Here is a 12,220-nt window from a genome sequence, read left to right as displayed (position 1 = left end):
CTCAATTTGATTTTGATGAACGAGATATGGTAATTTAAGGTAAATGAAAACAACAATAGGTCCTATAACCTATTGTTGTTTTTTATTATTTTTGCAAGGGAAGAGTATCAAAATATGTTCTGTAATTATTAGAGAATTCAAAGTTGTTTTTTGCATCCCAATTAATAGACCAAGACATTAGGCCGCGGAATGCAGGATAGCCACTTTGGTTAGAAAGTTTATACTTTCCTCCGAACGGAACTCCTTTAATGATATAATTTAAAGCTTTTTTCATTTCAGTTGGCGAAATGTATCCACCACTTGGAGCTGCCGCTGGTGCTGCTGGAAGCCCAATCATAACTTGATCTGAGCGAAGAGCTGGGAAAATGTTATTTGGATTACCACCTACAGGAAAACCATGTAAGAGCATATCTGCCATAGCGACTTCGTAGTCTGCAGTACCTTGATTGTAGTTATTACCGTCCATTCCAACCCCGCTACCAGCGTTGTAGTGTTGAACGTGAATGTATGTTAGTTTATCTTTCACTCCGTAAATAATTGGTAAATATGCACCCCAGATACTTCCGTATGCGCTATAACCGCCTTGAACATAAGCTGTTTCAGGAGCCATGCTTAATAGAAAATCTGGACCATAATGATCTGAGATTGTTCGAATAGCTGATATAAGATTTACGATTTGGGGAGTAGTTGGATTTTTGAAATTAATGTCATTTCCGTTTAAGTAAATACCTGATTCAAGGTCAATATCTATTCCATCAAAACCGTATTTATCGATTAGAGATTGTATGGAATTAATAAAACGTTGCTTAGCGGCATTGTCAGGAAGTAAAACGACTCCATTTTGTCCTCCTATTGAAAGAACTACTTTCTTTCCTTTACTTTTTAAATAAGAAATATCTGATTTGAAGTCTGCATCTGTACCATACACAGGAGAAAATTCAACAGTGGAACGATCACCACCAGTTTCACCAAAAGATACATTGATTACATCCCATTTTGGTGAAACGTCTTTTAATTTAATAATGCCAGTACCGTTATCAAAGTTATGCCAGTATCCAACGAGTAATTTTGAACCTAAATTGTTTGCTGCTTGTGTTTGGAAAGGGGATAGCGGTAGTAGTAAGAACAGTACGAAAATACAACAAAAAAATTTGAACTTGTTTAACATATCAACACTCCTATACAAAAAGTTGTCTAGATGTATAATCTTGTTTATTTAATAATATCTGAAAATTCTTTCTTTTGTAAGAGGACTATAATTTTCTCAACAATTGTGTGTGGGAAAGTATTAAACCTAATGAAATAATTTTTGAAGGAGATTGAATTGCAATTGTTAAATTCAGAATATTTTGATATATTTTAACGTATAGAACAAAATCTTTCGCACAGTACTCTTACATAAATTTCAAAATTTAGTTTGGAAGGGGATGTACAAGAGTTGGATAAAAATCTAAAGAAAGATCTCAAAATACGCCACATTACAATGATCTCAATTGGCGGCGTAATAGGGGCTGGTTTGTTTGTTGGAAGTGGTGCCGTTGTACATTCGGCAGGACCTGGTTCTATCGTTTCATATACATTAGCAGGACTTCTAGTCATTTTCGTCATGAGAATGCTAGGAGAAATGGCAGCTGTAAATCCGACAAGTGGTTCATTTGCAACGTATGCAAGAGAAGCAATTGGTCCATGGGCGGGTTATACAATAGGCTGGTTATACTGGTTTTTCTGGGTAATTGTTATTGCAATAGAAGCCACAGCAGGTGCTGGTATTATCCAATATTGGATTCCACAAATACCGCTATGGTTATTAAGTTTAATATTAACAATTTTATTAACGCTGACGAACGTTTTTTCAGTGAAATCATTTGGAGAGTTTGAATATTGGTTTTCTTTTATTAAAGTAATAAGTATTGTTTTGTTCCTTTGTCTAGGTCTTGCTGTTATTTTAGGATTTGTTCCAGGAACAGAAGCACCCGGCACTTCGAATTTAATTGGACAAGGTGGGTTTATGCCAAACGGTATAAGTTCGGTCTTGCTTGGAATTACTGTTGTTATATTTTCATTTATGGGATCAGAGATTGTAGCAGTAGCGGCTGGTGAATCTGCAGAACCTGTAAAAGCAGTAAAAACAGCAACAAACAGTGTGATTTGGCGTATTCTTGTATTTTTTATTGGGTCTATAGCGGTAGTTGTTACGCTACTGCCATGGAATTCAGCTAACATATTAAAAAGTCCATTTGTAGCTGTACTTGAACATATAGGAATACCAGCGGCAGCACAAATTATGAATTTTATCGTTTTAACAGCTGTACTTTCTTGCTTAAATTCAGGCTTATATACAAATTCAAGAATGCTTTTTTCAATGGCAGAAAGAGGAGATGCGCCAAAGTCATTTTTAAAATTGAACAGTAGTGGTGTTCCTGTTCGAGCGGTTTTATTTGGAACGGTCTTCGCTTATATTGGAGTTGTTTTTAGTTACATTTCTCCAGATAAAGTCTTTTTGTTTTTAGTGAATGCATCTGGCGGGATTGCGTTACTAGTTTATCTCGTTATTGCAGTTTCGCATTTAAAGATGCGTAAAAAAATGGGGAAAGTAGAACAAAAAAATTTGAAAGTGAAAATGTGGCTTTTTCCGTATGTAACGTATGTTACAATTGCTGCTATTATAGCAGTTTTAGTTGCGATGTTCGCAATTGATACTTTACGTTCACAAGCACTTTTAACAATGTTTGTTACAGTTCTTATCATACTTTCTTATTTTATTTTTAATAGAAATAAAAATAGCACAGTTTTGAATCCTAAAAGTAAGAATGAGGAATCTGTTCGATTCTAATTTTCTTATTTTCGAAGAGAGTTACACCCAGTCATTGCTATAAAAGAATCATATATAATCATAGAAACAAGTAATTACTATTGTCATAGTGGATATAAACTTTTTTCTTGACTTTTTATACGAAGGCGAGCAAAATGGTAAAAAAGGAAGGGGGGATGATGATGGAAGAGTACGTATTAGAGCTGTATAACCTGTTATATACGACAGAATGGCAAGATATTGTTTCGTTTCTAGGAATAGTATTTTGCATGAAAATTGTAATTGTATATATGGAAGAGCAAGGTATGTTCTATTCCTTCTCATCTCCGTTCGATGTGCAGCGCGAGCCGTTGCTAAACTATGCCAATGTGAATTACGAACAATTTCCTTTTGTAGTTTTCTTTATGATTCGATTTATTACAGCAATTGTAAAGAAGAAGGAAAGTGATGATGAAGAGTGCCACGCAACTTGTAAGGTAGCTAACGTTTTTTAAGCTAAATACAAGGAGGAGATTTATATGTGGTTTCGATTTCTTATGATTGGTTTCTTTTCATTAACAGCAATTTCATTAATGGGATATCAAGTGTCTGAAATTTTTCAAGCATATAGCGATACATTTTTTAACAAAAATTAATCGCGTTGCTATTTGAATAATAAAGCGATAAAATCCTTCTTAAGAAGTTTTATTAAGAAGGATTTTTTTCTTTGTTTTGTCTTGCTGTGTCAAACTATTGTCACATTTACACTGTGAATAATATGTTAAAATAGTGAGGTTACGTATACATACTTGAAGGAAGAGGGAGTGACCATTTTGGTGGATCAATCAACAAATCAGAAAAGCTATGCTCCTATTGTGATAACGCTTTCTGTAATTGTAAATGCGATTATTTTATTTTTGTTCTTTGGACCTGTTGGCTATGAAGGAGAAGTACATTTTGATGTAACGATTTTACCAATGTTAAACGCGATTTTTAATAGCTTTACGTTCGTATTTTTATTAGCAGCGTTATTCTCTATTATTAAAAAGAATGTGAAAATGCATCGTGGTTTCATCCTTGCAGCATTTACGACAACTTTACTATTTTGTGTGTCGTATTTATCGTATCATTACTTAGCACCGGCAACACATTTTGGAGGAGAAGGATTCATTAAATATGTGTATTTCATCATTTTAATTACACATATTATCCTAGCGGCAATTATCGTACCACTTGCATTGTTTGCACTTGTATTTGGTTTTACAAATCAATTAACACGTCACCGTAAAATTGTACGTTGGACAATGCCAATTTGGTTATATGTAAGTTTATCTGGTGTTATTGTGTACTTAATGATCTCACCTTATTATCAATAAAAGTCTCAGCCTTTAGGCTGGGGCTTTTTTGTTAAGCAAATCTTTTTGTGAAATGAAAAAAATATGGTATACAAAAGTATAGTTGCTTTTCAAATAGAAGGGATGGTAAAGAAATATGCAAAATTTTGTATTTCGTAATCCAACGAAACTTATTTTCGGTAAAGATCAATTAGAACAGTTAAAAACTGAAATTCCACAGTTTGGTAAGAAGGTTCTTCTCGTATATGGAGGAGGCAGTATTAAAAGAAACGGTATTTATGATAATGTGATTTCTATTTTAAAGGATATTAATGCAGAAGTATTTGAATTGACGGGTGTTGAACCGAATCCTCGTGTATCAACTGTAAAGAAAGGGATTCAAATTTGTAAAGATAATGGAGTCGAATTTATTTTAGCAGTTGGTGGAGGAAGTGTAATCGACTGTACGAAAGCGATTGCTGCTGGTAGTAAATATGATGGAGATGTATGGGATATTGTAACGAAAAAAGCATTTGCTAGTGAGGCATTACCATTTGGTACTGTACTTACTCTTGCTGCGACAGGTTCTGAAATGAATGCAGGCTCGGTAATTACAAATTGGGAAACGAATGAAAAGTATGGATGGGGAAGCCCAGTTACATTCCCGCAGTTTTCAATTTTAGATCCAGTTCATACTGCATCTGTGCCGAGAGATCAAACGATTTATGGTATGGTAGATATTATGTCACATGTATTAGAACAATATTTCCATCATGGAACGAATACAGAACTACAAGATCGTTATTGTGAATCTGTTTTAAAAACAGTAATTGAGACAGCTCCCAAGCTTTTAAGTGATTTAGAAAATTATGAGCATAGGGAAACAATTTTATATTGCGGAACGATGGCGTTAAATGGTATTTTAGCGATGGGAGTAAGAGGTGACTGGGCAACTCATAATATTGAACATGCAGTTTCTGCTGTTCATGATATACCGCATGGAGGCGGCTTAGCAATTCTATTCCCTAACTGGATGAAGCATGTCGTAGATGAAAATGTAAGTCGTTTTAAACAGTTCGCTATTCGTGTATTTGAAATAGAAACAGATGGAAAAACAGATAAAGAAGTGGCGTTAGAAGGAATTGAGGCACTGCGTCAATTTTGGACTTCGATTGAAGCGCCAGCAACATTAGCTGATTACGGTATTGGAGAAAATGAAATTGATATAATGGCTAATAAAGCGATGGCGTATGGTGAATTTGGTAACTTTAAAAAATTAAATAAAGATGATGTTCTAAGTATATATAAAGCTTCTTTATAAGTGAATTTAGAAAAGAAACCTATTTGATTGTTTGATCGAATAGGTTTCTTTTTTTGCTTTTTATAAATGTTTATGAATGTTTGTGATTATTTTTGATTGTTTATGGTTGATTTTTGTGACCGTTTTCATTATACTGTAATCAAAGAAGAGGTGAATAAAATGTTAACTCCTGAACGTCATCAAATGATATTGCAACTTGTAAAAGAACAGAAAGTTGTAAAATTACAGCAATTAGTTGAAAGAACAGAAAGCTCTGAGTCGACAATTCGCCGTGATTTAGCACAATTGGAAAAGCAAAGGTTATTAAAAAGAGTTCATGGTGGTGCCGCTGTTTTAACAGGAAAAGGGCAAGAACCAACGATGGTTGAAAAATCATCCAAAAACATTCAAATAAAACAACAAATTGCTAATTATGCGGCTAGCGTTGTTGAACAAGGTGATTGTATTTATTTAGATGCAGGGAGTACAACATTTGAAATGATTCCATTTTTAATCAATAAAGATGTTACTGTCGTTACGAATGGACTTATGCATATTGAAGCTTTAGTTGAAAATAATATTCGTGCGTATTTACTAGGCGGAATGATGAAGAGTAGGACGAAAGCTTTAATCGGTGCTATGGCACAGGAAAGTATGCAGAAGTATCGCTTTGATAAATGTTTTTTAGGTGCAAATGGTGTACATGAACAGCTTGGCTTTACAACGCCAGATCCAGAAGAAGCGCTCCTAAAACAAATGGCACTAACATTAGCAAACGAAGGATATTTCTTAATTGATGAAAGTAAGTTTTCAGAAGTTGCGTTTGCGAAAATTGCAAATGTTGAAGATGCAAATATTATTACAAACCATTTAGAAATTGATTTAGAAAAATATAAAAAACAAACCAATGTAATTGAGGCTGATAAACAATGATCTATACAGTTACTTTAAATCCATCTATTGATTATGTAGTGCAAGTTCCTTCTTTTGATTTAGGAACAATAAATCGAGCGGAGAAAGATATGAAGTTTCCTGGAGGAAAAGGAATTAATGTTTCTCGTGTTCTTCAGCGTTTAGGTGTTAAAAATATAGCACTTGGATTTACTGGTGGATTTACTGGTCAATTTATTAAAGAGGTATTACATGACGAAGGTGTAACAACAAACTTCGTCCAAGTAGATGAAGATACTCGCATTAATGTGAAAATAAAAGGGAAAGAAGAAACAGAATTAAATGGCCAAGGTCCTATTGTAACAAAAGAGCAGTTCGAACAGTTAATGAAAAAAATTGAGAGTATGCAACCTGGAGATTGTGTTGTACTCGCTGGGAGTGTACCGATCTCTATTCCAAGTACTTTTTACGAATCAATTGCTGCGTTTGGAGCTGAAAAAGGTATTCGTGTAGTAGTAGATGCAAGTGGAAGTGCACTGCAACATGTAATTAAAAATAAGCCATTTTTAATTAAGCCAAACCATCATGAACTTGGTGAGTTGTTTGGAGTGGAGCTTTCAACAGTAGAGGACGTTTTACCTTATGGAAGAAAATTAATTGAACAAGGTGTAAAACACGTTATCGTATCGATGGCTGGAGAGGGAGCTTTATTATTTACGGCAGAAGGTATATATGAAGCGACTGTTCCAAAAGGTGTTGTAATTAATTCAGTTGGGGCCGGAGATTCTCTTGTTGCAGGGTTTGTAGGCATATATGAACAGACAAAAGATATTGAAAAGGCATTTCAATACGGCGTTGCAACAGGGAGTGCAACAGCATTTTCAGCTGATTTATGTAAGAAGGAAAAAGTAGAAGAATTATTGTCGCAAGTAATTGTAGCTAAGCGATAGGGGGAAGCAACATATGAAAATTACAGAACTATTAAAAAGGGATACAGTCATTATGGATTTGACAGCTTCAAATAAAGAAGCTGTCATAGATGAATTAGTTGAGAAATTAAACGGGGCAAATCGTTTAAATAGTAAAACGGAATTTAAAGAAGCTATTTTAAAGCGGGAGTCCCAAAGTACGACTGGAATAGGGGAAGGTATTGCAATACCTCATGCGAAGACAAAGGCTGTTAAACAACCATCGATTTGTTTTGGTAGAAGTGTAAGCGGTATCAATTATGAGTCGCTTGATGGACAACCGGCATACTTATTCTTTATGATTGCTGCAAGTGAAGGAGCGAATAATACTCATTTAGAAACGTTGTCTCGTTTATCGACATTATTAATGGATGAAGGATTTCGCAAGCAACTATTAGAAGCGAAGGATGAAAGTGAGCTTCTTCAACTATTTGATGAAAAAGAGAATGAAAAAGAAGAAGAGATTGAAGTTGCACAACCAGAAGGAAATGAACCGTACGTACTTGCTGTTACAGCTTGCCCAACTGGAATCGCTCACACATATATGGCGGCGGATAGCTTAAAAGCAAAAGCGGCAGAGTTAGGGATAGCGATTAAAGTTGAAACAAACGGATCAACAGGTATTAAAAACGGTTTAACGAAAGAGGATATTGAACGTGCAACAGCTATTATTGTTGCGGCAGATAAACAAGTAGAAATGAATCGTTTTGCTGGTAAACATGTCATTCAAGTGCCAGTTGCTGATGGGATTCGAAAAACGGAAAAATTGCTAAATCGAGCTGTCAAACAAGATGCACCAATCTTTAAAGGTGTAAAAGAGGACGGGAAATCAGAAAGTATTGAGAGAGAAAAAGGATTAGGAATTTATAAGCATTTAATGAGCGGTGTAAGTAATATGCTTCCATTCGTTGTTGGTGGCGGGATTTTAATAGCGCTAGCATTTTCGTTTGGTGGTATAAAGGCGGAAGGTCCTTTAGCTGAATTGTTCATGTCAATTGGTGGAGGAAAAACAGGTGCGTTTTTATTCCTTGTACCAATTTTAGCTGGATTTATTGCAAGCTCTATTGCTGATCGTCCTGGTTTTATGCCTGGTGTTGTAGGTGGGTTTTTAGCGGCGAATGCGAATGCTGGATTTTTAGGTGGATTAATTGCTGGTTTCTTAGCTGGATATGTTGTTTTAGGGTTGAAAAGATTATTTTCAGGACTACCAGTACAATTAGAAGGAATTAAACCTGTATTGTTATATCCAGTCTTTGGATTATTGATTACAGGAGTTGTAATGCAAAAAGTAGTAATTCCGCCTGTAGTAGCATTAAATGAAATGTTGACAGGGTGGTTAAATGGTTTAAATGGTACGAATGCTATATTACTAGGTCTTATTTTAGGTGGTATGATGGCGATTGATATGGGTGGTCCAATTAATAAAGCGGCATTTACGTTTGGTATTGCTGCAATAGAAGCACAAAATTTTGGAGTGCACTCAGCAGTTATGGCTGGTGGTATGGTACCGCCACTTGCGATTGCATTCGCAACTACATTCTTTAAATCAAAGTTTACAGAAGCGGAACGTAAATCTGGTTTAACAAATTATATTATGGGAGCATCGTTCATTACAGAAGGTGCGATTCCGTTTGCAGCTGCAGATCCGGTTCGAGTAATCGTAAGTTGTGTTGTTGGTTCAAGTATTGCAGGTGCGTTATCTATGTTATTCCAAATTACATTACCGGCACCGCATGGTGGATTATTTGTAATAGCGTTAGTAAATAAACCGTTACTATATATTTTCTCTATATTAATTGGAACGATTGTCTCGGCTATTATGCTAGGTGTTTGGAAAAAGAAAGTTCAATAACAAATAAAAAGAGAGTAGCTTTTAGTAGCTGCTCTCTTTTTATTACAAAAAATAAGTTAACAATGGAATATTGATGTTTTTTGGTAAAAGATGTAACGAATTGTGAATTTTTTGTAACAAAAAAGTAACACTGTAATTTTTTCTGGAAAAAAGTTCTTGTGCTCGTATATGAAAAATATATGAAAACCACTGGAGATTGTATGAGAAATACATTTTATTAATATGGAAATTTATGTTACAACTCGTTAATTGTATATTACGAATGCTTTGTAATTGTGTGATTTCTAAAAATTCTAAAAATCTGTTGCTATAATGAAAATACGAAAACAAAGCAAATGGAGGCTATTCATGAAAAAATTATTAAGTATAGCAACAGCAGCAGTTTTTGGTCTTGGGATTTTTGCGGGTTCTGCTAAAGCGGAAACAATTGTAACAACAGACGTATTAAATGTTAGAGAAAACCCAAATGTAGAGTCAAAGCTTGTAGGTAAAGTGTTAAGTGGGAATACACTAGATGTTATAAATACAGAGAATGGATGGACAAAAATTAAGTTAAACGGTAAGGAAGCGTTTGTAAGTGCTGATTTTACAAAGAGCACATATTATGTAACGGCGGGCGTATTAAATGTTCGTGCTGGAGCGAATACTGATTCTGAAATTTTAGGTAAACTTAATAAAAATGATGTGATTGAAACGACGAATCAAGTTCAAAATGAATGGTTACAATTCGACTACAATGGAAAAGTCGGATATGTTCACGTGCCATTTTTAACAGGAACGGCACCTGTAATTGAAAAGAAAGAGGTTGTAGTTCAAGAAGAAGCGCCGGTTAAAAATAATACAGCAGTTAAGAATAAAGAGTATGTTAAGAGTAACGATTCTATTAAGAATGTAGAATCAAGTAAACCTGTGGTAAAAGAAAAGCCGGCTGCAAAACCAGTTGCGAAATCTACTGAAACAAGTGCGCCTACTGGTGGTCGTGAAATTACAGTAGAAGCGACGGCATATACAGCAGATCCGAGTGAGAATGGTTCGTATGGTGGTCGTGTATTAACTGCAATGGGGCATGATTTAACAGCAAATCCAAATATGAAAGTAATTGCTGTTGATCCGAAAGTAATTCCGCTTGGATCAAAAGTATGGGTAGAAGGATATGGAGAAGCGATTGCTGGAGACACTGGTGGTGCGATTAAAGGAAATCGTATTGATGTATTAGTCGGTTCAGATGGTAGTGCTAATAGCTGGGGGCGCAAATCTGTAAAAGTGAAAGTTATACAATAGGTTATCGATATTAATATAAAAAGCGGTTGCTTGAAATTATGTAAGCAGCCGCTTTTTATGGATTATTGAAAGGGATAAATAGTTTTACCTGTAATAATTTTATATGCACTGCAAAATTGTGTTTGTATATATTCTGTATTTTTATTTTCTGGATGTGATGTTGTTTCATGGAGAGTAGAATGAAAAGCCCGTAGTAAACAATTTAGGGCGAAGTATAATTCCTCTTGTGAACAATTTTGTTCTTTTGTAGAAGTAGCTAAAATGAGGTCTTTTGTCAAAGATGAAAAATTGATGGTGGATTGTTTCATAGTTAACTCATCCTCTCGAAACTATTTTTATCATGTATATGCAGAATTGGACAAACTATGTTCTTTTTTATATGTAATTTCATGTACCGAAATGAAAGAACTTGCAATCATGCCGTTAAAATTGGTAAGATTGGGTATAATCAATAGATGGAGTATATTACATAAAGAGAGTTGAATGCTATGGGAGAAGTGCAACGTGAAAAAGTTGCTGTCATCATTGGACCAACAGCTGTTGGAAAGACGAAGTTAAGTATCGATCTTGCCAAAGCGTTGAACGGTGAAATTATTAGTGGTGATTCCATGCAAATCTATCGAACGATGGATATTGGAACTGCAAAGGTAACACAAGCAGAGATGGACGGAATTCCACATTATATGGTCGATATAAAAAATCCGGAAGATTCATTTTCTGTCGCGGAATTTCAAGAACGTGTTCGCAAACATATTCGAGAAATTACAGAACGTGGTAAATTACCAATTATAGTTGGTGGGACCGGTCTTTATATACAATCTGTTTTATTCGATTATCAGTTTACAGATGATGCTGGTGATGTGATATACCGAGAGCAAATGGAAAAGTTAGCTTTAGAACGCGGTGTGGAATATGTACATAAAAAATTGCAAGAAGTAGATCCGGAAAGTGCGGAGCGTATTCATGCAAATAATGTACGACGTGTCATTCGGGCGTTAGAAATTTTCCACACGACGGGTGAAAAAATGAGTGACCAAATTGAAAAACAAGAAAAAGAGTTACTCTATGATGTTTCATTAATTGGCTTGACAATGGATCGAGAAATGCTATACGATCGCATTAACTTACGAGTGGATTTGATGATGGAACAAGGCCTATTAGAGGAAGTAGAAGGTCTGTATAATAGAGGGATACGAGATTGTCAATCTATTCAAGCGATTGGATATAAAGAAATCTATGATTATTTTGAGAATCGAGCCCCTTTAGAAGATGCGGTATCACAATTAAAGACGAATTCGCGTCGTTATGCAAAGCGTCAATTAACGTGGTTCCGTAATAAAATGGATGTCACGTGGTTTGATGTTACAGACGGTGAAAAAACGTCAGAAATTTTACGATACATAGAAGGAAAGTTACAAGTAAAGTCGAATAATAGTAAGTAGAGAAAAAGAGGAGGATTCGACATGAAGCAATCAATCAATATTCAAGATCAGTTTTTAAATCAACTCCGTAAAGAAAATACGTTTGTTACGCTGTACTTATTAAATGGTTTCCAGCTTCGTGGACTAATTAAAGGATTTGATAATTTTACAGTCCTGCTGGAAACAGAAGGTAAGCAACAGCTTATTTATAAACATGCAATTTCTACATTTGTACCACAAAAAAATGTTTCAATTGAATTAGAATAGTAATGAATTATTGTACATAACAAAAAAAGAGCGAGTTTTGAACTGCACCCCAATTGTTAGACACAGTCTAACAATTGGAGGTGCAGTTTTTCTATGGCTAAATTTACAGCTGATG

General features: G+C 35.0%; 12 protein-coding genes. 10 read left to right on the top strand and 2 right to left on the bottom strand.

Annotated features, from left to right (window positions below; genetic code table 11):
* Nucleotides 1–85 precede the first annotated feature (85 nt).
* A complete protein-coding gene (locus AC1Q51_RS05710) occupies nt 86–1,168 on the bottom strand; it encodes a chitinase (RefSeq protein WP_002094116.1) in 1,083 nt (360 codons plus the stop codon).
* Between the two features lie 270 nt (nt 1,169–1,438).
* Here AC1Q51_RS05710 and gabP point away from each other — a divergent pair, with 270 nt between their 5' ends.
* The 8 genes from gabP to entD all read left to right on the top strand — a co-directional run bounded on the left by gabP (nt 1,439) and on the right by entD (nt 10,417).
* Nucleotides 1,439–2,833, top strand: a complete 1,395-nt coding sequence (gene gabP, locus AC1Q51_RS05705) for a GABA permease (protein WP_065229220.1) — start codon at nt 1,439–1,441, stop codon at nt 2,831–2,833.
* 134 nt (nt 2,834–2,967) lie between these two features.
* On the top strand, nt 2,968–3,306 hold the full coding sequence (locus AC1Q51_RS05700; RefSeq protein WP_003271231.1) for a hypothetical protein: 339 nt from the start codon (nt 2,968–2,970) through the stop codon (nt 3,304–3,306).
* A 318-nt stretch (nt 3,307–3,624) separates the two neighbouring features.
* Nucleotides 3,625–4,167 (top strand): DUF420 domain-containing protein, encoded by a 543-nt coding sequence (locus tag AC1Q51_RS05695; RefSeq protein WP_000228315.1) that lies wholly within the window; start codon nt 3,625–3,627, stop codon nt 4,165–4,167.
* A gap of 115 nt (nt 4,168–4,282) precedes the next feature.
* Nucleotides 4,283–5,446: an iron-containing alcohol dehydrogenase gene (locus AC1Q51_RS05690; RefSeq protein WP_001179068.1), complete on the top strand. Its 1,164-nt coding sequence runs from the start codon at nt 4,283–4,285 to the stop codon at nt 5,444–5,446.
* A 159-nt stretch (nt 5,447–5,605) separates the two neighbouring features.
* Nucleotides 5,606–6,358 (top strand): DeoR/GlpR family DNA-binding transcription regulator, encoded by a 753-nt coding sequence (locus AC1Q51_RS05685; RefSeq protein ID WP_000957288.1) that lies wholly within the window; start codon nt 5,606–5,608, stop codon nt 6,356–6,358.
* Complete coding sequence (pfkB, locus tag AC1Q51_RS05680; RefSeq protein ID WP_098256761.1) at nt 6,355–7,266, top strand: 1-phosphofructokinase; 912 nt, start codon at nt 6,355–6,357, stop codon at nt 7,264–7,266. The genes AC1Q51_RS05685 and pfkB overlap by 4 nt, the downstream gene beginning before the upstream one ends.
* 13 nt (nt 7,267–7,279) lie before the next feature.
* Complete coding sequence (locus AC1Q51_RS05675) at nt 7,280–9,136, top strand: PTS fructose transporter subunit IIABC (RefSeq protein ID WP_016512432.1); 1,857 nt, start codon at nt 7,280–7,282, stop codon at nt 9,134–9,136.
* A 348-nt stretch (nt 9,137–9,484) separates the two neighbouring features.
* Complete coding sequence (entD, locus tag AC1Q51_RS05670; protein ID WP_016512433.1) at nt 9,485–10,417, top strand: cell wall-binding protein EntD; 933 nt, start codon at nt 9,485–9,487, stop codon at nt 10,415–10,417.
* A gap of 62 nt (nt 10,418–10,479) precedes the next feature.
* Here the strand turns inward: entD and AC1Q51_RS05665 are convergent, their stop codons facing one another.
* Nucleotides 10,480–10,725 carry a hypothetical protein gene (locus AC1Q51_RS05665; protein ID WP_000814431.1) on the bottom strand — a complete coding sequence of 82 codons (246 nt, stop codon included), beginning with the start codon at nt 10,723–10,725 and terminating at the stop codon, nt 10,480–10,482.
* Between the two features lie 180 nt (nt 10,726–10,905).
* On the opposite strand from AC1Q51_RS05665, the gene miaA reads away from it, so the two are divergent.
* Nucleotides 10,906–11,859, top strand: coding sequence for a tRNA (adenosine(37)-N6)-dimethylallyltransferase MiaA (miaA, locus tag AC1Q51_RS05660; RefSeq protein ID WP_000504953.1), 954 nt, complete (start codon nt 10,906–10,908; stop codon nt 11,857–11,859).
* 21 nt (nt 11,860–11,880) lie between these two features.
* Nucleotides 11,881–12,105 carry an RNA chaperone Hfq gene (gene hfq, locus AC1Q51_RS05655; RefSeq protein ID WP_000813896.1) on the top strand — a complete coding sequence of 75 codons (225 nt, stop codon included), beginning with the start codon at nt 11,881–11,883 and terminating at the stop codon, nt 12,103–12,105.
* The last annotated feature ends 115 nt before the right edge of the window (nt 12,106–12,220 follow it).

Source organism: Bacillus sp. MT94 (assembly GCF_058792475.1).
This window is presented reverse-complemented; position numbering and strand designations above follow the sequence as displayed.

What these genes read in the sequence shown, in the direction of transcription:
- AC1Q51_RS05690 (WP_001179068.1), top strand. Translation starts at nt 4,283, where the DNA reads ATGCAAAATTTTGTATTTCGTAATCCAACGAAACTTATTTTCGGTAAA.
- pfkB (WP_098256761.1), top strand. Translation starts at nt 6,355, where the DNA reads ATGATCTATACAGTTACTTTAAATCCATCTATTGATTATGTAGTGCAA.
- AC1Q51_RS05665 (WP_000814431.1), bottom strand. Translation starts at nt 10,725, where the DNA reads ATGAAACAATCCACCATCAATTTTTCATCTTTGACAAAAGACCTCATT.
- miaA (WP_000504953.1), top strand. Translation starts at nt 10,906, where the DNA reads ATGGGAGAAGTGCAACGTGAAAAAGTTGCTGTCATCATTGGACCAACA.
- AC1Q51_RS05685 (WP_000957288.1), top strand. Translation starts at nt 5,606, where the DNA reads ATGTTAACTCCTGAACGTCATCAAATGATATTGCAACTTGTAAAAGAA.
- AC1Q51_RS05675 (WP_016512432.1), top strand. Translation starts at nt 7,280, where the DNA reads ATGAAAATTACAGAACTATTAAAAAGGGATACAGTCATTATGGATTTG.
- entD (WP_016512433.1), top strand. Translation starts at nt 9,485, where the DNA reads ATGAAAAAATTATTAAGTATAGCAACAGCAGCAGTTTTTGGTCTTGGG.
- AC1Q51_RS05700 (WP_003271231.1), top strand. Translation starts at nt 2,968, where the DNA reads ATGGTAAAAAAGGAAGGGGGGATGATGATGGAAGAGTACGTATTAGAG.
- hfq (WP_000813896.1), top strand. Translation starts at nt 11,881, where the DNA reads ATGAAGCAATCAATCAATATTCAAGATCAGTTTTTAAATCAACTCCGT.
- AC1Q51_RS05710 (WP_002094116.1), bottom strand. Translation starts at nt 1,168, where the DNA reads ATGTTAAACAAGTTCAAATTTTTTTGTTGTATTTTCGTACTGTTCTTA.